Source organism: Jiella sp. M17.18 (assembly GCF_041027365.1).
Classification (GTDB): domain Bacteria; phylum Pseudomonadota; class Alphaproteobacteria; order Rhizobiales; family Rhizobiaceae; genus VKMB-3413.
On record NZ_JBFTEH010000002.1, the window covers coordinates 200,734 to 225,456 of the forward strand.

At 68.1% G+C, this 24,723-nt stretch carries 18 protein-coding genes; 12 read left to right on the forward strand and 6 right to left on the reverse strand.

The genetic code is table 11. From position 1 onward, the window contains the following. Positions 1 to 288 precede the first annotated feature (288 nt). The 3 genes from AB5S17_RS04385 to AB5S17_RS04395 all read left to right on the forward strand — a co-directional run bounded on the left by AB5S17_RS04385 (position 289) and on the right by AB5S17_RS04395 (position 1,635). A complete protein-coding gene (locus tag AB5S17_RS04385) occupies positions 289 to 675 on the forward strand; it encodes a DUF2147 domain-containing protein (RefSeq protein WP_369236557.1) in 387 nt (128 codons plus the stop codon). A gap of 117 nt (positions 676 to 792) precedes the next feature. Continuing rightward, positions 793 to 1,140 (forward strand): DUF2147 domain-containing protein, encoded by a 348-nt coding sequence (locus tag AB5S17_RS04390; RefSeq protein ID WP_369237379.1) that lies wholly within the window; start codon positions 793 to 795, stop codon positions 1,138 to 1,140. 168 nt (positions 1,141 to 1,308) lie between these two features. Beyond that, positions 1,309 to 1,635, forward strand: coding sequence for a DUF2147 domain-containing protein (locus AB5S17_RS04395; protein WP_369237381.1), 327 nt, complete (start codon positions 1,309 to 1,311; stop codon positions 1,633 to 1,635). A gap of 138 nt (positions 1,636 to 1,773) precedes the next feature. Here the strand turns inward: AB5S17_RS04395 and AB5S17_RS04400 are convergent, their stop codons facing one another. Next, positions 1,774 to 2,484, reverse strand: coding sequence for a glutathione S-transferase N-terminal domain-containing protein (locus tag AB5S17_RS04400; RefSeq protein WP_369236559.1), 711 nt, complete (start codon positions 2,482 to 2,484; stop codon positions 1,774 to 1,776). A gap of 207 nt (positions 2,485 to 2,691) precedes the next feature. Between AB5S17_RS04400 and AB5S17_RS04405 the strand changes: the two genes are divergently transcribed. Genes AB5S17_RS04405 through AB5S17_RS04415 form a run of 3 tightly spaced genes read left to right on the forward strand, consistent with a single transcriptional unit; the run spans position 2,692 to position 5,449 of the window. Further along, positions 2,692 to 2,883, forward strand: a complete 192-nt coding sequence (locus tag AB5S17_RS04405; protein ID WP_369236561.1) for a hypothetical protein — start codon at positions 2,692 to 2,694, stop codon at positions 2,881 to 2,883. A 45-nt stretch (positions 2,884 to 2,928) separates the two neighbouring features. Then, on the forward strand, positions 2,929 to 4,431 hold the full coding sequence (locus tag AB5S17_RS04410; RefSeq protein ID WP_369236563.1) for an AMP nucleosidase: 1,503 nt from the start codon (positions 2,929 to 2,931) through the stop codon (positions 4,429 to 4,431). A 49-nt stretch (positions 4,432 to 4,480) separates the two neighbouring features. Further along, positions 4,481 to 5,449, forward strand: a complete 969-nt coding sequence (locus AB5S17_RS04415; RefSeq protein WP_369236565.1) for an endonuclease/exonuclease/phosphatase family protein — start codon at positions 4,481 to 4,483, stop codon at positions 5,447 to 5,449. 123 nt (positions 5,450 to 5,572) lie between these two features. Here AB5S17_RS04415 and AB5S17_RS04420 read toward each other — a convergent pair whose 3' ends face one another. After that, positions 5,573 to 7,234, reverse strand: coding sequence for a 4Fe-4S dicluster domain-containing protein (locus tag AB5S17_RS04420; protein WP_369236567.1), 1,662 nt, complete (start codon positions 7,232 to 7,234; stop codon positions 5,573 to 5,575). A gap of 204 nt (positions 7,235 to 7,438) precedes the next feature. On the opposite strand from AB5S17_RS04420, the gene AB5S17_RS04425 reads away from it, so the two are divergent. The 4 genes from AB5S17_RS04425 to AB5S17_RS04440 all read left to right on the forward strand — a co-directional run bounded on the left by AB5S17_RS04425 (position 7,439) and on the right by AB5S17_RS04440 (position 11,341). Then, entirely contained in the window at positions 7,439 to 7,768 is a 330-nt protein-coding gene (locus tag AB5S17_RS04425) for a multidrug efflux SMR transporter (RefSeq protein WP_369236569.1), read from the forward strand. 115 nt (positions 7,769 to 7,883) lie between these two features. Further along, on the forward strand, positions 7,884 to 8,846 hold the full coding sequence (locus AB5S17_RS04430; protein ID WP_369236571.1) for an exopolyphosphatase: 963 nt from the start codon (positions 7,884 to 7,886) through the stop codon (positions 8,844 to 8,846). 145 nt (positions 8,847 to 8,991) lie between these two features. Further along, positions 8,992 to 9,891: a uracil-DNA glycosylase family protein gene (locus AB5S17_RS04435; RefSeq protein ID WP_369236573.1), complete on the forward strand. Its 900-nt coding sequence runs from the start codon at positions 8,992 to 8,994 to the stop codon at positions 9,889 to 9,891. A gap of 130 nt (positions 9,892 to 10,021) precedes the next feature. After that, positions 10,022 to 11,341 (forward strand): MFS transporter, encoded by a 1,320-nt coding sequence (locus tag AB5S17_RS04440; RefSeq protein ID WP_369236575.1) that lies wholly within the window; start codon positions 10,022 to 10,024, stop codon positions 11,339 to 11,341. Positions 11,342 to 11,383: 42 nt separating this feature from the next. Here AB5S17_RS04440 and AB5S17_RS04445 read toward each other — a convergent pair whose 3' ends face one another. Next, positions 11,384 to 12,334, reverse strand: coding sequence for a DMT family transporter (locus AB5S17_RS04445; RefSeq protein WP_369236577.1), 951 nt, complete (start codon positions 12,332 to 12,334; stop codon positions 11,384 to 11,386). Between the two features lie 195 nt (positions 12,335 to 12,529). After that, on the reverse strand, positions 12,530 to 14,836 hold the full coding sequence (locus tag AB5S17_RS04450; RefSeq protein WP_369236579.1) for a xanthine dehydrogenase family protein molybdopterin-binding subunit: 2,307 nt from the start codon (positions 14,834 to 14,836) through the stop codon (positions 12,530 to 12,532). Positions 14,837 to 15,036: 200 nt separating this feature from the next. On the opposite strand from AB5S17_RS04450, the gene pepN reads away from it, so the two are divergent. Both pepN and AB5S17_RS04460 read left to right on the forward strand, forming a co-directional pair. Continuing rightward, complete coding sequence (gene pepN, locus AB5S17_RS04455) at positions 15,037 to 17,682, forward strand: aminopeptidase N (RefSeq protein WP_369236581.1); 2,646 nt, start codon at positions 15,037 to 15,039, stop codon at positions 17,680 to 17,682. A gap of 210 nt (positions 17,683 to 17,892) precedes the next feature. Next, a complete protein-coding gene (locus tag AB5S17_RS04460; protein WP_369236583.1) occupies positions 17,893 to 20,151 on the forward strand; it encodes an ATP-binding protein in 2,259 nt (752 codons plus the stop codon). A gap of 84 nt (positions 20,152 to 20,235) precedes the next feature. Here the strand turns inward: AB5S17_RS04460 and AB5S17_RS04465 are convergent, their stop codons facing one another. Continuing rightward, entirely contained in the window at positions 20,236 to 23,289 is a 3,054-nt protein-coding gene (locus AB5S17_RS04465; RefSeq protein ID WP_369236585.1) for a bifunctional [glutamine synthetase] adenylyltransferase/[glutamine synthetase]-adenylyl-L-tyrosine phosphorylase, read from the reverse strand. After that, entirely contained in the window at positions 23,276 to 24,691 is a 1,416-nt protein-coding gene (locus tag AB5S17_RS04470) for a sensor histidine kinase (RefSeq protein ID WP_369236587.1), read from the reverse strand. Before AB5S17_RS04470 ends, AB5S17_RS04465 begins: the two co-directional genes overlap by 14 nt. Between the last annotated feature and the right edge of the window lie 32 nt (positions 24,692 to 24,723).

Genomic DNA, 24,723 nt, shown 5'->3' on the forward strand with positions numbered 1-24,723 from the left:
AAAGGCGATTAAACGTCGCGCTTAATTTGAGCTAAATGCCGGCTGTCGCCGATTCCGATCCAGTCGGCACAAGGCGTTGAGATCCCAATATCGATTCTGGCGGACAGCCGACCGAAGGGTCGGCCGGTCTTTACTTCACGATAACCGCAGCGGAAGGTTCGTCAGCGCCCTCATCGGCGGTCGGCCCGCATCCTGAGGTCGATTGCGCGGCCGGTTCGGGCCCGCTTAGATGCGCTCACAAGAAGAATGGAACCGCAAAGCCGCCGTTCGAGGTTCCGGGGAGGACGAATGAGGATGAGGAGCCTGGCGCTCGGCTGCGCCGTCGCCGCCGGCCTGGCGCTGCATGCCGGTCTGGCCTGTGCCGATCCGATCGAGGGCGACTGGACGCTGCCGGCCGGCGAGACGGCGCGGGCCGCGCCCTGCGGCGACGCGCTCTGCCTGACCTATGCCAGCGGTCCGCAGCGGGGAAAGATGCTGGCGCGGGTGAAGCGCACGGCGCGCGGCGACTATGCCGGCATTGTCTTCGACCCGGCGAACGGCGATCGCCGCTACGCCGGCAGGGGCTGGATGGCGGAGGGAAGCCTGCTTCTGTCGCGTTGCGTGCTCGGCGGCCTGATCTGCCGGACGCGGCGCCTCGAACGGCCCCGGCCGGACAGTCCCCGCACGAAGTTCTGATGTGACGCGGCCGTCGGGCGATCACATTTGCGGAACGCTTCCGCAGGAAGACCTTTCTCAGAACAACTGCGCAAGCTAAGCGAACACATCGAGACGACGGACAAGATCATGAAGACGATGAAGAAGACGCTTGTCGCGCTGGCCGCCCTGGGCGCCGCCGGCGCAATGTCCACTCCAGCTTTCTCAGCCGAGCCGATCGTCGGCAAATGGCGCGCGCCGGGCGGCGGCGTGGTGCGCGTGGCGCCCTGCGGCGGCGCCTATTGCGCGACGGTGATCACCGGCGAGAACAAGGGCAAGGCCGTCGGCCAGATGACCGGCTCGGGCGGCGAATATGCCGGTACGGTCACCGATCCGCGCGACAACAGGACCTACAGCGGCACGGCCTCGGTAGGCCCGAGCCAGCTAAAACTGACCGGTTGCGCCCTTAGGGTTTTCTGCAAGACGCAGACCTGGGTGAGGATGTAGGATCCCGCCGTCTGCCGCGCCGAAGACGCGGCAGCAACGCCGGCTTGCCGCTGAGATCGCCGAATGTCGGGAGGAGGCCGGCGCTGCGAGAGCAGCGGCTGCGACGTCTGGCGGTGGGGCATCCGATCAGCAACTGGGGGAGGAAGACCGATGAGAATCGGAAAGTTCATGATTGCGGGGGCGATGCTGATCGGCATCGCCGGCGCCGCGCAGGCCGCCGAGCCGATCGTCGGACACTGGCGCGTCGAGAACGGCGGCATCGTCGAGATCGCCCCCTGCGGCAAGGCGTTCTGCACGACGGTGCGCACCGGACCCTACAAGGGCAAGCGGATCGGCCGGATGACCGGGACGGGCAACGCCTATTCCGGCGAGATCACCGACCCGAACAACGACAGGACCTATTCCGGCACCGTCGCAGTCAAGGGCAACTCGCTGAAGCTGACCGGCTGCGCCCTGCGGATCTTCTGCCGCTCGCAGACCTGGGTCCGCCAGTAGCCGCAAGACTGCGCCGGCGAAGACGTCGGTCTCTAACCGCCAGCACCGCCGGCAGCGCCGAAAATCGGTGCCGCAGAGACCCGGCACCCGGCCGAGCGCATGGCCGCGTGCTCTGCCGCGGCCATGCGTGTCTGTTGGTCAGCGCGCGCGCTGGCCGAAGAGGACGCTCTGGGCGTCCTTGTCGGTCGCAAGGTTCATCTTCTCGCGCTCTTCCTGCCCGACGGCGAGGCCCTTCTCCACCGCCGGACGCGCCAGCAGTTCCTCGAACCAGCGCTTCAGATGCGGGAACTCCTCGATGTCCTGCCCCTGGTTCTTGTAGGGTTTCACCCAGCCGACGCAGGCCATGTCGGCGATCGAATACTCCGCGCCGCCGAGGTAGCGGTTGTTTTCCAGCCGCTTGTTCATCACGCCGTAGAGCCGGTGCACCTCGTTGGTGTAGCGGTCGATGCCATAGGCGATCTTCTCCGGCGCGTAGTTGCGGAAGTGGTGCGCCTGGCCGGCCATGGGGCCGAGACCGCCGACCTGCCAGAACAGCCACTCCTCCACCGCGACGCGGGCCCGCTCGTCGCTGGGATAGAACTTGCCGAACTTGCGGCCGAGATATTGCAGGATGGCGCCGGACTCGAACACCGAGATCGGCTCGCCGCCCGGCCCCTCCGGATCGACGATCGCCGGCATCCGGTTGTTCGGCGCGATCTTCAGGAACTCCGGCCTGAACTGCTCACCCTTGCCGATGTTGACGTAGTGCATCTTGTAGGGAACCCCGAGTTCCTCCAGCATGATCGAGATCTTCCAGCCGTTCGGCGTCGGCCAATAATGAAGTTCGATCGGGCGATTTTGCGTGGCCATTGGGGTCTCCTGATGATAGTGGCGATTCGTGGACGGCGGAAAACACCAAACCGCCATGATTCCGCGACGTAGTGCTTGATGCGCGGCCGTATAGCGGGGGCTTGGGCCGACGCAGCGTTCATCATCGTGAATTGGAGCTGACGCCGATGATCAGCTTCGCTTCAGTCGCCACGTGCAATGACAGGTCAAACACCGGGGGTTACCGTCATGATGACACGCCTGACCATCGTCACCACGCTGATCGCCCTGTTCGGCGTCGGCATGAGCTATCTGGCGCAGAAGGCGCCGATGGAATCCGGCAGCACCGTCGCCTCCGCCGGCGGCGGCAATTGCGACTATACCGCCGGCCTTGTCTGCCAGATCGAACGCGGCAAGCGCGGCCCGACGCTGAATTTTTAACGCGGCTCGTCTTCCCGCTGCCATGGCCCGCGGCTAAACAGAGCCATGATCAATCTCGATCCGACGCCAGACGACGCTCCTGTTGAGACGCCGCCGCCGGCAAGGCCGCAGGCGTTTGCCGATCCCGAAGCGGCGGTCGCCGAGTTGGTGCGGCTGTACCGGCGCTCGGTCTCGTTCCTCTCGCAGCGCTTCGACCAGGTGCTGTCGGGCGGCCGTGCACCGGCGCGCTATCGCGCCTTCTATCCTGAAGTCTCGCTGACCACGCGCACCCACTCTCGCGTCGATTCCCGTCTCGCCTTCGGCCACGTCCCCCGTCCCGGCCACTATGCCGCGACGATCACCCGGCCCGAGCTTTTCGAACGCTATCTGGTCGAGCAGATCGGCCTCCTCATCCGCAACCACAGCCAGGCGGTCACGATCGGCGACTCGGCGACGCCGATCCCGCTGCACTTCGCCTTTCCGGACGGCGCCCATGTCGACGGCTCGCTGGCGGCGAAATTCGGCCGGCCCTTGCGCGACATCTTCGACGTGCCGGACCTCGAAGCGACCGACGACCGGATCGTCAACGGCAATTTCGAGCCGCGCCCGGGTGAGGCGATGCCGCTCGCCCCGTTCACGGCGCAGCGCGTCGACTATTCGCTGCACCGCCTGTCGCACTACACCGCGACCCGGCCGGACCATTTCCAGAACTTCGTCCTGTTCACCAACTACCAGTTCTACGTCGACGAGTTCTGCATGCTGGCGCGGCAGATGATGCGGGACGGCGGCAAGGGTTATTCGGCCTTCGTCGAGCCCGGCAATCTCGTCACACCCGCCGGTGCCGGAGAAGCCGAGGCGGGCGTCGCCCCGCCCCGCCTGCCGCAGATGCCGGCCTATCACCTGAAGCGCGACGACGGCCACGGCATCACCATGGTGAACATCGGCGTCGGCCCGTCCAACGCCAAGACGATCACCGACCACATCGCCGTCCTGCGCCCGCATGCCTGGCTGATGCTCGGCCACTGCGCGGGCCTCCGGAACAGCCAGGAACTCGGCGACTACGTCCTCGCCCACGCCTATGTGCGCGAGGACCATGTCCTCGACGCCGATCTTCCGCTGTGGGTCCCGATCCCGGCACTCGCCGAGGTGCAGGTGGCGCTGGAACGGGCGGTCGAGGAGGTGACGGGGCTCGAAGGCTACGAGCTCAAGAAGATCATGCGCACCGGCACGGTCGCGACGATCGACAACCGGAACTGGGAGCTGCGCGACCAGCGCGAGCCGGTCGAGCGGCTGTCGCAGTCGCGGGCGATCGCGCTCGACATGGAATCGGCGACGATCGCCGCCAACGGCTTCCGCTTCCGCGTCCCCTACGGCACGCTCCTCTGCGTCTCGGACAAGCCGCTGCACGGCGAGCTGAAGCTGCCGGGCATGGCGACGGAGTTCTACAACCGGCAGGTCGCGCAGCACCTGCGGATCGGCATGCGGGCACTGGAACTGATGAGCGAGCTGCCGTCCGAGCGGGTGCATTCGCGCAAGCTGCGCTCCTTCTTCGAAACCGCGTTCCAATAGGCGGATGGTGGCTGCACGACCCGTCTCGGACCGCTGCCGCGTGGCGCGAATGGCAACGCTCGCCGCCACACTCGTCGGCTGCATCGTCGTTGCGGCCGGCTTCTTCGGCGATACGGTGCCGTTCTTCGACACGCTCGGCCAGTTCCGTGCCCATGCCGCCGTGCTCCTGGCGCTCTGCGGTCTCGTCCTCGTCTTTGCCCGCCTTGCTCTGCCCGGCCTCGTCGCCATCGCCCTCGCGACCTTCGCGGCCTTGAGCGTCGCGCCGTTCTATCTGCCGTCGCACACTGCCCGGCCGGCGCCGCTGGGTGCGCCGCGTTTCACGCTGCTCCAGATGAACCTGATGTGGAACGCGCCGGAGCCTGAGGCGGCGATCCGGCTGATCGGCGCGCTGTCGCCCGACGTCGTCACGCTTGAAGAGGCGACCGGCCAGTGGCCGCGCCTGCTCGACCAGATCGCCGCCCGCTACCCCTACCGTTTCGCCTGCAAGGACCCGCACGGCAACTTCGACGCGACGATCCTGTCGCGCCGACCGTTCGTCGCGGACGAGCCCGGCCGTTGCGGCCGCTTCGGCCGCTTCGCGGCCCGCAAGGTCGAATTCGGCGGCGAAGCGGTGACCGTCGCCGCCGTCCACATGCGCTGGCCCTGGCCGGGCGGCCAGTGGACGCATCTGGCGCAGTTGCAGGACAGCCTCCGGACATTTGCGGGCCCGACCATCGTCGCTGGCGACTTCAACGGCACGCCCTGGAGCGCGGAGCTTCACCGTGTCGCCGCGCTCACGCATACGCAGATCGTGCCGCATATCGGCCCGACCTGGCTGGTCCAGCCGCTGACCGCGTTTCTCGCGCCCTATGCCGGACTGCCGATCGACAACGTGCTGGTCTCGCACGACGTGGACGTGCTCGACGTCGAGCGCCAGCCGGCGACGTCGTCGGACCACCTGCCGCTGCTCGTGACCTTCGCGCTGCCGGCACCGGAGCCGACGGTGCAGCCGACCGCGCGGGTGGTCTGGCGGCAGTAGGACGAGACGGCAGCAGGCCCGCTTTCCGAGGACCGGCAGCGGTTATGGTCAATTCGCGGTTTGACCATAACCGGCCGATCAGAGGGCGAGGAGCGGCCGATGCCGCTCCCGTCACCCGTTCTCTCACATCACCTGATAGACCGGCCCCTCGCCGCCCTGCGGCGGGGTCCAGGTGATGTTCTGGTTGGGATCCTTGATATCGCAGGTCTTGCAGTGGACGCAGTTCTGGCCGTTGATCACGAACTTCTCGGTGCCGCCGTCCACCACCCATTCGTAGACGCCGGCCGGGCAGTAGCGTTGCGACGGGCCGGCATAGACGGTCCATTCCGAGGAATGCTGCAGGGCCGGATCCTTCACCTGGAGATGCACCGGCTGGTCTTCCTCGTGATTGGTATTCGACAGATACACCGAGCTCACCTTGTCGAAGGTCAGGACGCCGTCGGGCTTGGGATAGTCGATCCGCTGGTGCTTCTCCGCCGGCTCCAGGCAGGCATGGTCCGGCTTGCCGTGACGCTGCGTGCCGAAGAAGGAGAAGCCGAACAGCGCGTTCGTCCACATGTCGAGGCCGCCGAGCATGATGCCGAGGCGCGTCCCGTATCTGGACCAGAGCGGCTTGACGTTGCGGACCGGCTTCAGGTCTTCGCCGATCGAGGAGGAGCGCCACTCCCGCTCGTAGGCGGTCAGTTCGTCCTGCGCCCGGCCCGCCTTGATCGCCTCGGCCGCCTTTTCGGCCGCCAGCATGCCCGAGGCCATGGCGTTATGGACGCCCTTGATGCGCGGCACGTTGACGAAGCCGGCGGAGCAGCCGATCAGCGCGCCGCCCGGGAAGGTCAGCTTCGGCACCGACTGCCAGCCGCCCTCGGTGATCGCCCGCGCGCCGTAGGCGATGCGCTTGCCGCCTTCGAGCAGCTGCGCGACGTCCGGATGCGTCTTGAAGCGCTGGAACTCCTCGAAGGGCGAGAGATAGGGATTCTTGTAGTTCAGGTGGACGACAAAGCCGACGTAAACCTGGTTGTCGCCGAGATGGTAGAGGAAGGAGCCGCCGCCGGTGTCGTCGGCGAGCGGCCAGCCGAAGGAATGCTCGACCCGGCCGGGCTGCGACTTCTCCGGCGAAATCTCCCAGAGTTCCTTGATGCCGAGGCCGAACTTCGGCGGCTCCCGGCCCTGATCGAGGCCGTAGGCGCGGATCAGTTCCTTCGCGAGCGAGCCGCGCACGCCCTCCCCGATCATCACATACTTGCCGAGCAGCGCCATGCCGCGCTGGAAGTTCGGGCCGGGCTCGCCCTCCCTGGTCAGGCCCATGTCGCCGGTGGCGACGCCGATCACCCGGTTCGCCTCGTCGTAGAGGACCTCCGATGCGGCGAATCCCGGGTAGATCTCGACGCCGAGCGCCTCGGCCTTCTCGGCCATCCATTTGCAGACCAGGCCGAGCGAGACGACGAAGTTGCCGTGATTGCTCATCAGCCGCGGCATCAGGACGTTCGGCAGGCGCATCGAGCCGTGCGAACCGTAGAGGTAGAAGCGGTCGTCGGTCACCGCCGTCTTGAGCGGGGTCTCCTCGTCGCGCCATTCCGGCAGCAGCCGGTCGAGCGCCGAGGGATCGAGGACGTTACCGGAGAGGATGTGCGCCCCGACCTCGGCGCCCTTCTCCAGGACGACGACGGACAGGTCCGGGTCGATCTGCTTCAGGCGGATCGCGGCCGACAGCCCGGCGGGACCCGCACCGACGATGACGACGTCGAACTCCATCGCTTCGCGTTCCGGCAGGCTTTCGGCGTCGCTCATCTCAGCTCCTCATGCGGCACAACGGGCGCCGTCTCGATCCGGTCGAAGCCCGCCGCATGGCGGGACGGTCTGCCGAGTTCTAGCCGGACAGGCCGCAAGGTCAAACGGCACCGGCGCCGCATGGATGCGCGTCCCCATTCGCCTTGACCGCCGCGCGTCGTCCGGTGCTAAGGGTCGCGCAGCATTTCCCATCCGGAGCCCGTCTTGAACGCCCTCTATCTCGGCATCGCCATTCTCTGCGAAATTCTCGGCACCACGGCGCTGAAGTCGACGGCGGGCTTCACGCGGCTCGGCCCGGCGATCGTCACCGTCATCGCCTACATCTTCGCCTTCTACTTTCTCGCCCTGCCGTTGAGAACGCTCCCCGTCGGGATCGTCTATGCCATCTGGTCCGGTACCGGCATCGTCATCCTGGCACTGGTCGACCTGTTCTGGTTCCGCCAGCCGATCGACCCTGCCGGGCTCGCGGGGATCGGGCTGATTCTCGCCGGCGTCCTGGTGATCAACCTCCTTTCCCACAATGTCGGTCACTGACCTCGCCCGGAACGCTCGCCGAACAGTGCAGTCGCCACATCGAAGGCAAGTCGTAACCTCCGATTAGCGAAGCGGCGATAGGATCGTCCCGACAACGAATTCCGGGGAATGATCCATGTCCGCCAAGCGCTTCCGCCTCGTCACCCGCAGCGACTTCGACGGCCTCGTCTGCGGCATGCTCCTGAAGGAGCTGGACCTCATCGACGAGATCACCTTCGTGCATCCGAAGGACATGCAGGACGGCAAGATCGCCATCACCGAGCGCGACATCACCACCAACCTGCCGTATGTGCCGGGCGGCCATCTCGTCTTCGACCATCACTCGAGCGAACTCACCCGCACCGGGGAGCAGCCGGACAACTATGTCATCGACCCGAATGCCGCCTCGGCGGCGCGGGTGGTCTACGAATTTTACGGCGGCCCGTCGAAGTTTCCGCGCATCCGCAAGGACCTGATGGACGCGGTCGACAAGGGCGACGCGGCGCGGTTCTCGCGCGCCGAGATCCTCGACCCCACCGGCTGGACACTGCTCAACTTCCTGATGGATTCGCGCACCGGCCTCGGCCGCTTCCGCAATTTTCGCATCTCGAACTACGAGCTGATGATGCAGCTCATCGACTATTGCCGCGACCACACGGTCGAGCAGATCCTCGACCTGCCGGACGTGAAGGAGCGCGTCGAGCTGTATTTCGAGCATGCCGAGGCGTTCAAGGACCAGCTGCAGCGCTGCGGGCGCGTCCACGGCCCGCTCGTCGTCCTCGACCTGAGGGACGAGGAGATCATCTATCCCGGCAACCGCTTCATGATCTATGCCCTCTATCCCGAGTGCAACATCTCCATGCACGTGATGTGGGGTCTGAAGCAGCAGAACACCGTCTTTGCGATCGGCAAGTCGATCCTCGACAAGAGCTCGACCGTCGACGTCGGCGAGATCTGCCTCGGCTATGGCGGCGGCGGCCACCATGCGGCAGGCACCTGCCAGGTGGCCAACGAGATCGCCGAGGGCGTGAAGACGCGTCTGATCGAGACGATCAGCCGGACGCGGCCGCGTCGGGAGCGCAAGCGCCTGAGCGCCTGAAGGATCGGCCGACGGCTGCGCCTCGGGATCGGCCGCGAACGGGAGCGTCGGCCGTTCCATGGCTGCGGCCGGCGCGCGTGCCGATGGAGGCGATGGGCGACATTCAGGCGTCGCCCTGGCGCGCGGCATGCGCTAGAAAACCGGCATGAACGCCGAGACCCCCATCAGCTCGCGCGACGCGGCGGTCGCGCTTCTCGAATGGTACCGCGAAGCCGGCATCGACGTGCTTCTCGGCGAGCCCGCGCGCGACCGCTTCGCCGAGACCGCGGCCGAAGGTGCCGCGAGGCGGGCGGCCGCTTCGGGCGGAGCCGCACGCGCGCAGCCGGCGCAGCGGAGCGAGGGACCGGCCCGGCCGGAGCCCCCTCCTCCTCCGCCGCCCGCTCCGAGCGCGGAGGGCGCCAGCAGCTTCCCCTCCGTACGCGTCGCCGTGCCGGACGACATCGCGGTCGCCGACGCACGCGAACGGGCGCGCTCTGCCGCCACACTGGACGAACTTAGGGCCGCGCTGGAAGACTTCGATGGCTGCAACCTGCGCATCACCGCCAAGACCACGGTCTTCGGCGACGGGCCGCAGAGCGCCGAACTGATGTTCGTCGGCGAGGCTCCGGGTCGCGACGAGGACATCGCCGGCGTCCCCTTCGTCGGACGCTCCGGCCAGCTTCTCAACCGCATGCTGGAGGCGATCGGGCTGGAGCGCGAGGCGGTCCGGGTGACCAACACCGTGCCCTGGCGCCCGCCCGGCAACCGGCCTCCGACGCCGGCCGAGACGCAGATCTGCCTGCCCTTCGTCCAGCGTCAGATCGAACTGGTGCGGCCGAAGATCCTGGTCTGCCTCGGTTCGCCGTCGGCCAAGGCGATCCTCGGCTCGTCCGAGGGCATCATGCGGATCCGCGGCCGCTGGACGGAATACGCCTTCGGCCTGGAGGCCGGTCAGACCATCGCGGCGACGGCGATGCTCCACCCGGCCTATCTCCTGCGCCAGCCGGCCCAGAAGAAGCTCGCCTGGCGCGACCTTCTCGGCCTCAAGGCGCGGCTCTCGGACTAGCGGGCCCGATTCGCCGGCGGATTGTCCGCAAAGCGTCATCTTTTGTCGTCATTCCCGCCTCGTCAGACCACGTTAGAAGCCATAGGTCCCGCGGACCGACTGTCCCGCCGCCGAACCGACCGAGCCTGCCATGCGCCTTTTGCCGATCGCCGCCCTTCTCACCTCGACCTTCTTCCTGATGGCGGGCGCCGGGCTGATGGGCATCCTGTTGCCGGTGCGCGGCTCGATCGAGGGCTGGACGAGCTACGAGATCGGCGCCTTCGGCACCAGCTACGCCATCGCCTTCACGGTCGGCTGCGTGGTGATCCCCTGGATCGTGCGCAGCGCCGGCCATGTCCGAACCTTCTCGAGCCTCGCGGCGCTCCTCGCCATCGCGATCCTGCTCTGCGCGCTCCTGGTCGACCCGATCGCCTGGATCGTCTTCCGCGCGCTCGCCGGCTTCGCCCTCTCCGGCACCTACATGGTCGTCGAGAGCTGGCTGAACGAGCGCGTGACCAACGAGAGCCGGGGAACGATCTTCTCGGTCTACATGATCGTCACCATGGCTGCGATGATGGGCGGGCAGTACGTCATGCCGCTGTCGAAGCCGGAACTTCCCGTGCCCTTCATGCTCTGCGCGATCCTGTTCGCGCTCGCCGTCATCCCGACGGCCCTGTCGCGGGCGCAGTCGCCGAAGCCGCTGACGACGGTGAAGCTCGACGTCTTCATGCTGTTCCGCAATTCGCCCGTCGCGGCGGTCGGCGTTCTCCTCGCCGGCATCCTGTCGGGCGCCTGGAACAACATGGCGCCGGTGTTCGGCCAGCAGATCGGCCTGTCGACGACGCAGATCGCGACGCTGGTCGTGGTGGCGATGGCCGGCGGCATCGTCTTCCAGATCCCGCTCGGGCGCATCTCCGACCGCACCGACCGGCGCTATGTCATGACGGCGGCCGGGATCATCGGCGTCGGGGCGGCGGTTGCCGGCGTCTATCTCGATCACGCCGGGACGGCGGCGCTGTTCTCCGTCGCCTTCGTCGTCGGCGGCATCATCTATCCCGCCTATTCGCTGGCCGTCGCCCACGCCAACGACTACGCGGCCGACGCCGATTTCGTGAAGGTGTCGAGCGGGCTTCTGATCCTCTACGGCGTCGGCACTATGATCGGCCCGCTCTACGCCGCATGGCTGATGGAGACGCTGGGACCGGCCGGCATCTTCCAGTCGATCGGAACCGCTGCCGCGCTCTATGCCGTCTACGCCTTCTACCGGACCTTCCGCCGCGTCGCGATCCCCGCCGACCAGCGACCGGACTTCCAGCAGGTGCCGATCGCCCGGGTCCAGACGCCGGCGAGCTTCGCGCTCGATCCGCGCGCCGACCTCGCCGCAGCGGACGATTCGGAAGACGCCGTCGAGGCGGAGGCCGAACGGCGTGCGGCGCAGCGGCGCGAAGCGGAACTCACCGCGGTCAAATAGCCGCTCACGCGCCCTCGATGACGGTCCGGGCGGGCGACACCGTCAGCCGCTCGGCGTCGTGACCCGGCGCGCCTTCCTGCGCTCGATGCCGAGCTGGTGCTCGCGATAGATGATGAAGATGCCGGCGGAGACGACGATCGCAGCGCCGACGAGCGTCGTCACCGTCACGGTCTCGCCGAACAGGAAGAAGCCGATCGCGATCGCCAGGATCAGCGAGGTGTATTCGAAGGGCGCGATCGTCGAGGTGTCGGCGTAGCGGTAGCAGGCCGTCAGGAGCAGCTGTCCGACGCCGCCGCACAGGCCCGCCGCGATCAGCAGCGCCGCCTGCGACGGGCTCGGCAGCACCCAGCCGAAGGCCAGCGACAAAAGCGCGATCAGCGAGCAGGTGAGCGAGAAGTAGACGACGATCGTCGCCGTCTTCTCCTTGTTGACGAGCCGGCGGACCTGGATCATCGCGACCGCCGAGAAGACCGCCGAGACGAGCACCGCGGTGACGCCGAGCGCTGCCGCGCTCTCCATGCCTTCGTCGAACAGCGTCAGGTTCGGATAGGAGACGACCACCACGCCGGCGAGACCGATCAGCGCCGCGGTCCAGCGATAGGCGCGCACGACCTCCTTCAAGAGGATGACCGCGAACACGACGGTCAGGAGCGGCGCCCCGTAGGAGATCGTGATCCACTCGGGGTATGGGAGCTTCGTTAGCGAGAAGAAGCCGAGCATCATCGAGGTGACGCCGACGAGGGCGCGGATCAGGTGGCCGATCGGGTCCTCGGTCCGGAAGGACGTCTTCAGCTCGCCGAGCCAGGCGAGATAGATCAGCACCGGGATCAGCGCGAAGAAGGAGCGGAAGAAGACGATCTCGCCGGCGGGGATCCCGTCGCCGGCCGCCTTGATCGCGGTCTGCATGGCCACGAAGATCACGACCGAGATGCATTTGAGCCCGATCCCGAGCATCGGATTCGCGCCAGCGCCCGCGCTCGGCCCTGCGTCCATGTCCTGCCCTTCCCCCGCCGCCGCTGCGGCGGCCGTGCCGTCCGTCGCTGGTTCCGTGCCTCGCCGCCGGACGCTTCACCCATCCCTCGCGCCTACACCGCGAAGGTCGCGGGAAACTGGACCGCTCAGCCGGACGAACGATCCGGGCCGCCCTGAAGGCTCCGGCCCGGATCGGCTTCAGGGAGCCGTTGCGGCTCAGGCCGCGTCGGCCGCCTGCAGCGCCTCCCAGACGCGCAGCGGCGTTGCCGGCATGTCGAAGTGCTTCACGCCCGCCGAGCGCAACGCATCCGCAACGGCGTTCATGACTGCTGGCGTCGCACCGATCGTGCCGGCCTCGCCGGCACCCTTGATCCCGAGCGCGTTGGTGGTCGAGGGCACGTTGCGGGTCTTGAAGTCGAACATCGGGAAGTCCCAGGCCCGCGGCATGGCGTAGTCCATGAAGCTCGCGGTGACGAGCTGGCCCTCCGCATCGTAGACCGCGTTCTCGACCAGCGCCTGTCCGATCCCTTGCGCGACGCCGCCGTGGATCTGGCCGGCGAGCAGGATCGGGTTCACCGTCACGCCGAAGTCGTCGACGATCGTGTAGGCGACGAGTTGGGTCGCGCCCGTCTCCGGATCGATCTCGACCTCGGCGACATGGGTGCCGTTCGGATAGGTCGCCTCTTCCTGCTTGAACTCGCCGACCGCCTTGCGGTCCTCCTCGGACTTGGCGGCCGCCGCGAGCGCGGCGAAATCGATCGCCCGGTCGGTGCCGACGATGCGGGCGGAACCGTCCGCGAGCTCGATGTCGGCCGCGGAAGCCTCGAGCTCCTCGGCAGCGAGCTTCTTCAGCTTTTCGGCGAGCGCCTGGCTGGCGCGGCGGGCGGAGACGGCGCCGAGCGGGATCGAGCGCGAGCCGCCGGTGCCGCCGCCGGTCGGCGTGTACTCGGTGTCGCCCTGCAGGACGTCGATGCGGTCGTAGTCGAGGTTCAGCGCCTCGGCGACGAACTGCGCATAGGCGGTGACGTGGCCCTGGCCGTTCGACTGCGTGCCGATCTTCAGGGTGACGCGGCCCTCCGGCGTCAGCTCGACATAGGCGGGCTCGGAGCCGGGGAAGGCACAGGCCTCGACATAGGTCGACAGGCCGATGCCGCGCAGCCGGCCGCGGGCCGCCGCCTCCTCGCGCCGCGCCGGGAAGCTCTCCCAGTGCGACTGGCGCAGCCCTTCCGCAAGATGGCCGGCGAAGTCACCGGTGTCGTAGAGCCGCCCGAAGGCGGTGCGGTAGGGCAGCTGATCCGGCCGGATGAAGTTGCGGCGCCGGATCTCGTCGCGCGCAAGGTTCATGTCGACCGCACACTGGTCGACCAGCCGCTCGATCAGATAGGCGGCCTCGGGCCGGCCCGCGCCGCGATAGGCGTCCACCGGCACGGTGTTCGACAGGTAGAGCTTGCAGTCGACGTCGATCGTCGGGATGTCGTAGAGGCCGGTCGCCATCGACATGCCGAAGAACGGGATCATCGGGCCGAACTGCGAGGTATAGGCGCCGAGATTGGCGTCGATCGCGATGCGGAGCGCCAGGAACCGGCCCTCGGCGTCCATCGCCATCTCGCCGGTGACGAGGTTGTCGCGGCCGTGCGCGTCGGTGACGAAGTGCTCGGTGCGGTCGGAAGTCCACTTCACCGGCCGGCCGAGCTTGCGCGCGGCCTCCAGAACCAGCGCATATTCCCGGTAGACGAAGGCCTTGGTGCCGAACCCGCCGCCGACATCCGGCGTGACGACGCGAATCTTGTCCGGATCGACCTTGAAGACGGCGTTCGCGAGAATGCCGCGCATGCCGTGGACGCCCTGGCTGCCGGAGGTCAGGGTGAAGTGGCCGGTCTCGGCATCGTATTCGCCGACCGCCGAGCGCACTTCCATGTAGTTCGAGACGATGCGGTTCTGCACGAGCTCGATGCGCGTGACATGCGCCGCGCCCTCGAAGGCGGAGTCGGCCGCGGCCTTGTCGCCGACATGCATGCGGCCGGCGATGTTGCCCGGCACGTCGTCCCAGACGAGCGGCGCGCCCTCGGATCGCGCCGAGGCGATGTCCGCCACCGCCGGCAGCGGCTCCCAGTCGACCGCGACCAGTTCCGCCGCATCGCGCGCCTCAGCCGCCGTCTCGGCGACCACGAAGGCGACGGCGTCGCCGACATGGCGCACGATCTCCCGGGCGAGAACCGGCGCATTGCGCTTGTTCAGCGGCTTGTCGTCGACCTGCTTGGGCGAGGCCATGCAGGGCAGATCGCCGAGCTCTGCGACATCTTGATGCGTCAGCACCGCGACCACGCCCGGCGCCGCGCGGGCCGCTTCGAGATCGGTGATGGTGAAGCGGGCATGGGCGTGCGGCGAACGCACCACCGCGCCATGCAGGAGCCCTTCGCGGGTCACATCGTCGGTGTAGCGGCCGGCGCCGCGGATCAGGGCGTCGTCCTCCTTGCGCAGAACCGACGCGCCAAGGCCAAATTTCGGGGTCATGACATTCATGGAGACAGCTCCTCGGGGCACAGCGGGCCGCCCGAGACAGGCGCTCGAACAGGCCCGTCTCCGGCGAATCGACCGCGCGATTGATGGCGGCAACGATCTTCGTCCGGAGGAATAGCCGCAAGCGTGTCATACTCCAAGGAAGACATTGGCAATCGGCGCGGCGAAAGCTACCTGCGGCCCGAGAAAAGAGGATGGACCCCATGCTGCGCACCGACGACGGCCAGACCGTCAAGCTGACGGACTACCGACCGACCGACTACATCCTGCACGGCGTCGAGATGACGATCCGGCTCTTCGAGGGAGCCGCCGAGATCGATGCGGCGCTGACGCTGGAACGGCGGACGGAGACGGCGGCGGGCGCGCCGCTGACGCTCGACGGCGACGAACTGGTCCTGACCGGCCTGTCGCTCGACGGCGCCCCGCTGGAGCCTGGAGCCTACGAGGCCTCGCCCGAGCGCCTGACGGTGCTGTCGCCTCCCCCCGAGGGCCGCTTCCGACTCGGCGTCTCGACGCGGGTCGTGCCCGAGGAGAACTCGCAGCTGATGGGGCTCTATCGCTCGAACGGCATCTGGTGCACCCAGTGTGAGGCGGAGGGCTTCCGTCGGATCACCTATTTCCTCGACCGGCCCGACGTGCTCGCGCCCTACAAGGTGCGGATCGAGGCGGACAAGGCCAAGGCGCCGGTGCTCCTGTCGAACGGCAACCCGGTCGAGGCGGGCGAGCTTGCCGACGGACGGCATTTCGCCGTCTGGGACGACCCGTTCAACAAGCCGTCCTACCTCTTCGCCATAGTCGCCGGCGACCTCGACGCGATGCACGAGCCGTTCCAGACGATGAGCGGTCGCAAGGTCACCCTCGGCATCTATACCGAAAAGGGCCGCGTGGCGCAGGCGGCTTACGCGATGGACGCGCTGAAGCGGTCGATGCGCTGGGACGAGCGGCGCTTCGGGCGCGAATACGACCTCGACGTCTTCAACGTCGTCGCCATCGCCGACTTCAACATGGGGGCGATGGAGAACAAGGGCCTCAACGTCTTCAACCATAAATACGTCCTTTTGGATTCAGACATCGCCACCGATTCCGACTATGCCGGGGTCGAGACGGTGATCGCGCACGAGTACTTCCATAACTGGACCGGCAATCGGATCACCTGCCGCGACTGGTTCCAGCTCTGCCTGAAGGAAGGGCTGACCGTCTATCGCGACCAGGAGTTCTCTGCCGACGAGCGCGAGGCGACGGTGCAGCGGATCGGCTCGGTGCGCCGGCTGAAGGGGCATCAGTTCCCCGAGGACCAGGGGCCGCTGCAGCATCCCGTCCGCCCCGACGAATACCGCGAGATCAACAACTTCTACACGGCGACGGTCTACGACAAGGGCGCCGAACTGGTGCGGATGATCGCGACGATCCTCGGCCGCGACGGATTTCGCAAGGGCATGGATCTCTACTTCGAGCGCCACGACGGCGAGGCCGCGACGATCGAGCAGTTCGTCGCCTGCTTCGAGGATGCGACCGGCGCCGACCTCACGCAGTTCGCGCTCTGGTACGTCCAGGCGGGAACACCGACCCTGTCCGTCTCCGAGACCTACGACGCGGCCAACGACCGCCTCACCGTCACGCTGCAGCAATCGCTGAAGCCCGGCGCCGCAGGCACCGGCACGGCGCCGATGCACATTCCCGTCCGCTTCGGCCTCGTCGGCTCCAACGGCCAGGACAAGGAGGCCGCAACCACTTCCGCCGCGGTCGAGGGCGACGTCATCCATCTGCGCGAGGCCAACACCCGGATCGTCTTCGAGGGTCTCGGCGAGCGGCCCTATCTCTCCGTCCTGCGCGACTTCTCCGCGCCGGTGCAACTGGAGCATGCGCAGAGCGAGAGCGACCGGCTGGCACTGGCGCGGCTCGACCCCAACCTCTTCAACCGCTGGCGCATCCTGAACGATCTCGTCGGCCAGTCGCTGACGATCGCCAGCCGGTCTCCCGCGGATAGCGCCACGCCGCCGCTCGCGGCGGACATCGTCGACGCCATCCTCGCCTCCGTCGCCGACGTCTCACTGGATCCGGCCTTCCGGGCGCAGGTCCTGGCGCTTCCCGGTGAGGCCGAAATCGCGCGCATGGTTGCCGAGAACGTCGATCCCGATGCCGTCCACGCCGTGGTCGAGGCGGCGCGGGTCGCGATCGGCCGGCGCGGAATGCGGCTGTTCGAGGACCTGCACAAAGAGACCGATCCGGCGGCGGACTTCTCCCCCGACGCGGCCAGCGCCGGCCGGCGCGCGCTCGCCAATGCGGCGCTCGGCTATCTCGTCGCGGCGAAGGACGATCCGGCTCCGGCCGAGGCGCAGTATGCGAGCGCCCGCAACATGACCGACCGCCTCAGTGCCCTGGCGCTTCTCGTGCACCACTTTCCCGGCACCGCGCCGGCGGATGCCGCGCTCGCCGACTTCTACGCCCGGTTCGAGAACGACGAGCTGGTGCTCGACAAGTGGTTCGCCCTGCAGGCGACGATCCCCGATCCGGCGAGCCTCGACACCGTCTTGCACCTGACCCGGCATCCGAAGTTCACGCTGCGCAACCCCAACCGGGTGCGCGCTCTCATCGGAACCTTTGCCGCGGCCAATCAGGTGGCGTTCCACCGGGCGGACGGGGCGGGCTACCGCTTCGTCGCCGAGCGGCTCGTGGAGATCGACCGGATCAACCCGCAGATCGCCGCCCGCATCGCCACGACCTTCCGCGCCTGGCGCAGTTTCGAGCCGGCGCGGCGCGAGAACGCTCGTAAAGCGCTTCAGCAACTCATTGAGTCTCAAGGATTATCTAAAGACCTTAAGGATATTGTGGATCGGTCTCTGCGCTAACGATCCACATTATTGAATTATTCAGATCTGCCGCAATTCAGCGCTGGACAAGCTGATTCGCGTCTGGTCAATTGGCGGTGATTCGGGGGTGCGGCGTACCGGATCACAATGCGGCGGGACGAGGGGTTAAGCATGCGGGCGGACGCGTTCATCGCGCCGACGGGGAGACTTTTGTCTCTACTCGACGGGTTGCTGGGCGGAAGACTCGACATGGTCGGGCTCGCCCGAAACCTGCCGACCGCCAATGCTCCGGAGCCCATCCAGCCGCATCCGATGCGGCCCGAGACGATGCTTCGGCGCATCATTCCTTTCCTGATCGTCGGCTTCCTGCTGGTCCTGGCGCTGGCGCGCTTCAGCTTCCTCATGCAGGACCGGGCGGATCTGGAGAGCGCGGCGCAGCGGGACCTGAAGATCGCCGCCGCGCTTCTGCGCGCGACGAGCGAGGCGAAGGATGCGAGCGGCGCCAGCGACATGCAGACCCTGCTGACCGACTCGGTGCCGCAGGACATCCTGCAGTTCGGGCGCTTCGCCGTCATCAGCGACGAGAACGGCAAGGTCATCGCGACGCTCCCCGGCTTCGAATACCTGATCGGCCGCGACCTGCAGTTCATGATCGACGCGCCGCGCGCGCTCTTGTCTTTCGGGGAGAGCGCGGGCGTGCAGCAGACGAACTTCAACGACGTCCCGTCCTTCATCGCCTCGGCCCGCCTCCCGCATGGCGACAGCGTCACCTTCGTGCAGCCGGAGCCCGACCTCCTGGCCGACTGGCGGCACTCGGTCTCGATCAGCGTCACGCTGTTCGCGATGACCAGCCTGGTGATGCTGGTGATCCTCTATGCCTATTTCCGGCAGGCGAGCCGCGCCGAGGACACCGATGCGCTGTATCGCGAGACGCATCAGAAGGTCGACATGGCGCTGGCGCGCGGCCGCTGCGGCCTCTGGGACTGGGACATCGCCCGCGGCCGCATGTACTGGTCGCGCTCGATGTTCGAGATCCTCGGCATGCCCGCGCGCGACGGGGTCCTGTCCTTCGCCGACGTCGCGCCGCTGATGCATCCGGACGACGGAGGCCTGTTCAACGTCGCGCGTCAGGTCGCCGACGGCAGCATCGCCACGCTCGACCGGGTGTTCCGCATGCGGCGGAGCGACGGCGAGTATATCTGGATGCGGGCCCGGGCCGACGTCACGCGGACGCCCGAGGACGAGATCCACCTCATCGGCATCGCGGTCGACGTCAGCGACCAGAAGGAACTCGCCCGGCGCACCACCGAGGCCGGCGCGCTCCTCAACAACGCCATCGAGAACATTTCCGAGACCTTCGTCCTGTGTGACGCGGACAACCGCATCGTCCTGTGCAATTCGAAGTACCGCCAGACCTTCGGTCTTGCGGAAGCCGACGTCGCGCGCGGCACGCCCCTCGCCCTGGTGATGCAGAAGGCCCGCCGCCCGATCGAGACGGTACGGGTGACGAGCCCGACCTTCGCGGAGGGCGAGAGCGCGACCGAGGCGCATCTTCCGGACGGACGCTGGCTGCAGATTTCGGAGCGGCGCACCGGCAATGGCGGCTTCGTCTCGATCGGCACCGACATCACCCAGATCAAGCTGCACCAGGCGCATTCCATCGATTCCGAGCGCCGGCTGCTGGCGACCATCGAGGACCTGACCGCCGCGCGCCGCGAGGCCGATCGCCGGGCCCAGCAGCTGTCGGAGCTGAACCACCGCTTCGGCGAGGAGAAGGAGCGCGCCGAGAGCGCCTCGCGTGCCAAGACCACCTTCCTCGCCAACATGTCGCACGAGTTGCGGACGCCGCTGAACGCCATCCTCGGCTTCTCCGACATCATGCGGCAGAACACGCTCGGACCGCTCGGCAGCCCGAAGTACACCGAATATGCCGAAGACATCCACGACAGCGGCCGGTTCCTGCTGCGGCTGATCGACGACATCCTCGACATGGCGAAGATCGAGGCCGGCCGCGTGGAACTGCGTCCGGAAGATCTCGACCTCAAGGAGATCGTCGGCGAGGTGACGAAGTTCGTCGAGGTGCAGGCGCGCCAGAAGGACATCTCGGTCAGCGTCAGCGTGCCGGAGGAACTGACGATCCGCTCCGACCGCCGCGCCACTAAGCAGGTCATCCTGAACCTGTTGTCCAACGCGGTGAAGTTCACCGATCCGGGCGGCGCGGTGAAGCTGAAGGTGCGCAACTGCGACGGCCAGGCGCTGATCTCGGTGGCCGACAACGGCATCGGCATCCCCCGCGAGGCGCTCCACACGCTCGGCCGGCCGTTCCAGCAGATCGAGAGCGAGCTGACGCGCAAGAACCGCGGCACCGGCCTCGGCCTCGCCATCGCCCGCTCGCTGGTTGAGATGCATGGCGGCCGGATGCGGATCTCGTCGCGGGTCGGAACGGGCACCGTCGTGGCGTTGCGGCTGCCGCTGACGGGCCGGCTGTCGGTCGGCCGCGCCGCCTGAAGCGTCAGCAGCCGGGCCGCACGGCGTCGACGTCCAGGCGGCCAGTGCGCCGCACTGACGACCGGCCTGCCCGGCCTCGTTCGTTCAAGCCGGCTTTGTGCTCCGCGCCTCTCCGTCCAGCGATTCTGCGTCGGCATCCGGCTCTGCCGCCCCCTCCGCCGACGTCGGCAAGGGCAGGAGCATGTCAAAGGCCCGGCGCACCGACGCAGCGGTCTCCGCGAGAGTCGGCTCGATCGTTTCGGCAGCTTCAAGCCCCAGCGCCGCGGCTATGCGGTCGGCAAGGCCTGCCGGCAGATCGTCGCGCCGGAAGACGTCGGGCGGACCGAGCCGCAGGATCTGGATCACCCGGGTGAAGTCGCGCATCGCGCGCGGCAGGCGTTCGGCCTCCTCCGCCGGCAGCCGGTCGCCGAAGTCCGTTTCGGCGAGAACGTCCTCGGTCGGAGCGCCGATCAGGCGGCGATCCGCCCGCTCGGTGAGGAGCGCCCATTGCGCGATGAACTCGAGATCGATCAGCCCGCCGGGGAGAAGCTTCATGTCGAGCGGTCCCCGCGCGGGCTTGGCGCCCTCGATCCGCCGGCGCATCTCGGCGACATCGCCGGCGACCGCATCGGCGGGCCGCGGCTCGGCAATCGCGGCATGGATCGTCTCCACCACCTCACCACAGAGGCCGGGATCGCCCGCGATCGGCCGTGACCGCGTGAGCGCCATCCGCTCCCATGTCCAGGCCTCGGTCTTCTGGTAGCGCGCGAAGGCCTCGAAATGGGTCGCGAGCGGCCCCTTGTTGCCGGACGGGCGCAGGCGGAAGTCGACGTCGTAGAGCACGCCTTCGCGCATCGGGGCGGTGAGCGCCGCGATCAGGCGCTGGGTGAGCCGGGCGAAGTACACCGTCGGCGGCAGCGGCTTCTGGCCCTCGGACTGGTCGGCCTCGAGATCGTGGTCGTAGAGCAGGATGAGATCGAGATCCGACCCGGCCGTCAGCTCGCGGCTGCCGAGCCGCCCCATGCCGAGAAGCACCATCCGCTCGCCCGCGACATGGCCATGGCGCTCGGCGAAGGCGGCGTGCACGGCGGCGAAGGCCGCCTCCAGGACGACGTCGGCGACATTGGTGAAAGCCGGTCCCGCCTCGTCCGCGGCGACGACGCCGGTCAGCATCCGCGCGCCCACCAGGAACCGCTGCTCCGAGGCGAAAATCCGCAGCCTTGCGAGGACGTCCTCGTAATCCTCGGCATCGGCGAGGAAGGCGGCGAGCCGCTCGGCGAGCAGCGCGCGGTCCGGCAGCTCCCCGAGGAAAGCCGGATCGAGCATGGCGTCGAAGACATGCGGGCGCGCCGCGATCGTCTCGCGCAGCGCCGGGGCGGACGTGATGATCAGCGCCAGGAGTTCGAGGATCTTGGGGTTCGAGGCGATCAGCGCGAAGAACTGGACCCCGGCCGGCAGGCCCGAGAGGAAGCGGTCGAAGGCGGCGAGCGCCCCGTCGGGATCGCGGGCCTGCCCGAAGGCGGCGAGGAGCTGCGGCAGGACCTCGCTGAGGCGTTCGCGCGCGGCCTGGGAGCGCGTTGCGCGGTAGCGCCCGAAGGCCCAGGATCGGACGATCCGCGCGACGTCTCCCACCCGGCCATAGCCGAGGCTCCGCAGGCCTTCGAGCCCACTCGGATCCTCCTCGTTCTCGAGCAGCCGGACCAAGGCCGCATGGGCATCCGGCAACTCGGCCCCGCGCTCGGTGCGCCCGTCGCTGAAGAGCTGGGAGAAGTGCCGGTCGACGCAGCGCATCCGGTCGAGGAGGGCCTCCGAAAAGGCGGCCGCGTCCTGAAAGCCCGCCAGGCGGGCGATCTCCTCCAGCCGCTCCTCGTCCTCGGGCAGCGTGTGGCTCTGCTCGTCCGCGATCATCTGGATCACGTGCTCGGTCCGCCGCAGGAACCAGTAGGCTTCGGTCAGCTCGTCGCGGGTGTCTCGCGCGATCCATCCGCCGGCGGCAAGCGCGGCGAGCGCCTGGTCGGTCCGGCGCTGGCGCAAGGCCGGGCTGCGCCCGCCCGAGATCAGCTGCTGCGTCTGGGCGAAGAACTCGACCTCGCGGATGCCGCCGCGCCCGAGCTTGACGTTGTGTCCGGGAATGCCGAGGCCGTCGAAGCCGCGGTGCCTGTCGATCCTGAGCTTCATGTCCTGGATGTCGGCGATCGCCGCGAAGTCGAGATATTTCCGCCAGACGAAGGGCGAAAGCTCGTCGAGGAAGGCCTCGCCGGCCGCCCTGTCGCCGGCGACGGGCCGCGCCTTGATCATCGCGGCGCGCTCCCAGTTGCGCCCGCTGCCTTCGTAATAGGTCAGCGCCATGTCGGTCGAGATGGCGAGCGGCATGGCGCCAGGATCGGGGCGCAGGCGCATGTCGGTACGGAAGACGTAGCCCTCGCCGGTGCGCTCGCCGACGATCCGCACCAGCCGCCGCACGATGCGCGACAGTGTCTCCACCGCCTCCATCGGGTCCGGAACGAGGCCCGCCGCCGGCTCGAAGAACACGATGAGGTCGATGTCGCTGGAATAGTTCAGCTCGCCCGCCCCCAGCTTGCCCATGCCGAGGACGAAGAGGCCGCAGTCCCGCTCCGGCTCGTCCAGATGCGGCAGGACGATCTTGCCGGTCCGATGCGCCTCCGTCAGGCAGAAGCGAAGGGCGGCGCCGACCGTCGCCTCGGCGAGATCGGACAGGCTTGCGGTCGTCTCGGCAGGGCTTGCCGCTCCGAACAGGTCGCGGAGCGCGATCAGCAGGGAGACCTCGCGCTTCACCAGCCGCAGCCGCGCCATCAGCGCCGTCTCGCCCTCGCCGGCCGCCGGCGGCTCCGACAGCGAGGCGATCCGCTCGGCGATGATCTGATCGGCCGGACGCTCCTGCAGCGCCGCCAGCCATTCCGGGTGCTGAAGCATGGCGCCGCGAAGATAGGGCGAGAGCTCCATCACCGCGCCGAGCCGCGCGGCATCGCCTTCGGCGTTCGCGCGGCCCGCGTCGAGCGCAGCGGCCAACCCTCGGCATTCCCGCTCGTCGGCAGCGCGGCGGAGATCGCCCAGCCATTCGGCTGCCCGCGCCGCGTCGAGCGGCGTCAGGCAGATGCCGCCGCCGATCCCGAAGGTGGATGTGTCATCCCTGGCCATCGCTACGCGCCGCTTCCTCCCGCGGGAACTCCAGCACAACCTTAAGGCCCGGCTCCGCATCCTCAAGCGTCAGCCGGCCATCATGAACCGCGGCGATCGCCTGGACGAGCGACAGGCCGAGGCCGGAGCCCGGCATCGAGCGGCTCTGATCGAGCCGATAGAAGCGCTCCAACACGCGCTCGCGCTTGTCGGCGGGAATGCCCGGCCCGTTGTCGGCGACCGCCAGCCGCCAGATCCTCTCGTCCGCAGTCAGGCTGATCACGACGCGGATCTCGCGCTCGCAGGTCGCGGCGTATTTCAGCGCGTTGTCGACGAGGTTGGAGACGGCCTGGGCGATCAGTTCGCGGCTCGCGAGGACCGTCAGGCTCTCGGGCGCTACGACCTCGATTTCGGCGCCGACCTCCTCGGCGAGCGGCTCGTAGAGTTCGGCGACGTCTGCGACGATCGCCGCGACATCGACATCGCCCTTCAGCGCGGCGTGCGAGCCGGCCTCCACCTTCGAGATCATCAGAAGCGCGTCGAAGGTCCGGATCATCTGGTCGGCTTCGGCGATCATGCCTTCCAGCGCCTCGCGCGTGTCCCCAGTCTCCGCCGGCGCCGCCAATGCCTGCTCGGCGTGATTGCGCAGGCGCGTGAGCGGTGTCTTCAGATCATGGGCGATGTTGTCCGAGACCTGTTGCAGCCCTTCCTGCAGAAGCGCGACGCGGGCGAGCAGGATGTTGAGGTTCTCCGACAGCCGGTCGAATTCGTCGCCGGCCCCGGTCACCGGCAGGCGCTCCGTGAGATCGCCGGACAGGATGCGGGCGCTCGAGGCCGACATGCGGTCGAGCCGTTGCAGCGCCCTGCGGCCGATGAAGAACCAGGCGAGCAGCGCCGCCGCGCCCATCAGCGCCAGCGCCAGGATCAGCGCGCTCTGGACGATGGCGCGGAAGCGGGCCTGCTCCGTCGTGTCGCGGCCGACCAAAATGCGCATGCCGTTCGGCAGCGCCACGACGTCGGCGATCGCGATGTGGTAGCGGTCGGAGGGTTCTTCGGTGAAGCGCTCGTAGGCGAAGGCCTGCGACGTGAAGCCGGGATCGTCGAGCACGCCGGCCTGCAGGCTGGCCACGTTGCCGGCGATGATGCGCCCGGTGGCGTCGGTCACGAGATAGAGCGAGGCACCGGGCTGGCGGGCGCGGCGATCGATGGTGCGCACCAGGCCGATGATGCCGGACGTCCGGTAGATCTGCGACAGTTCGGAGATCTCGCCGGAGATCGCATTGCGGCTCTGCGTCTCCAGGATGCTCGAAGCGGTCGCCGTGACGTAGAAGACGAGAACCACCGCGCAGACGGCGAAGAGCAGGAAATACAGGGCCGACAGGCGGACGGCCGTCATGCGCATCAGCGCCTTCAGTCGAGCCATGCCGCCGGTCCCAAAAATGATCCTGCCGATCC

Coding starts and splice junctions, on each gene's coding strand:
- AB5S17_RS04385 (WP_369236557.1), top strand. CDS start 289: ATGAGGATGAGGAGCCTGGCGCTCGGCTGCGCCGTCGCCGCCGGCCTG.
- AB5S17_RS04390 (WP_369237379.1), top strand. CDS start 793: ATGAAGAAGACGCTTGTCGCGCTGGCCGCCCTGGGCGCCGCCGGCGCA.
- AB5S17_RS04395 (WP_369237381.1), top strand. CDS start 1,309: ATGATTGCGGGGGCGATGCTGATCGGCATCGCCGGCGCCGCGCAGGCC.
- AB5S17_RS04400 (WP_369236559.1), bottom strand. CDS start 2,484: ATGGCCACGCAAAATCGCCCGATCGAACTTCATTATTGGCCGACGCCG.
- AB5S17_RS04405 (WP_369236561.1), top strand. CDS start 2,692: ATGATGACACGCCTGACCATCGTCACCACGCTGATCGCCCTGTTCGGC.
- AB5S17_RS04410 (WP_369236563.1), top strand. CDS start 2,929: ATGATCAATCTCGATCCGACGCCAGACGACGCTCCTGTTGAGACGCCG.
- AB5S17_RS04415 (WP_369236565.1), top strand. CDS start 4,481: ATGGCAACGCTCGCCGCCACACTCGTCGGCTGCATCGTCGTTGCGGCC.
- AB5S17_RS04420 (WP_369236567.1), bottom strand. CDS start 7,234: ATGAGCGACGCCGAAAGCCTGCCGGAACGCGAAGCGATGGAGTTCGAC.
- AB5S17_RS04430 (WP_369236571.1), top strand. CDS start 7,884: ATGTCCGCCAAGCGCTTCCGCCTCGTCACCCGCAGCGACTTCGACGGC.
- AB5S17_RS04435 (WP_369236573.1), top strand. CDS start 8,992: ATGAACGCCGAGACCCCCATCAGCTCGCGCGACGCGGCGGTCGCGCTT.
- AB5S17_RS04440 (WP_369236575.1), top strand. CDS start 10,022: ATGCGCCTTTTGCCGATCGCCGCCCTTCTCACCTCGACCTTCTTCCTG.
- AB5S17_RS04445 (WP_369236577.1), bottom strand. CDS start 12,334: ATGGACGCAGGGCCGAGCGCGGGCGCTGGCGCGAATCCGATGCTCGGG.
- AB5S17_RS04450 (WP_369236579.1), bottom strand. CDS start 14,836: ATGAATGTCATGACCCCGAAATTTGGCCTTGGCGCGTCGGTTCTGCGC.
- pepN (WP_369236581.1), top strand. CDS start 15,037: ATGCTGCGCACCGACGACGGCCAGACCGTCAAGCTGACGGACTACCGA.
- AB5S17_RS04460 (WP_369236583.1), top strand. CDS start 17,893: ATGGTCGGGCTCGCCCGAAACCTGCCGACCGCCAATGCTCCGGAGCCC.
- AB5S17_RS04465 (WP_369236585.1), bottom strand. CDS start 23,289: ATGGCCAGGGATGACACATCCACCTTCGGGATCGGCGGCGGCATCTGC.
- AB5S17_RS04470 (WP_369236587.1), bottom strand. CDS start 24,691: ATGGCTCGACTGAAGGCGCTGATGCGCATGACGGCCGTCCGCCTGTCG.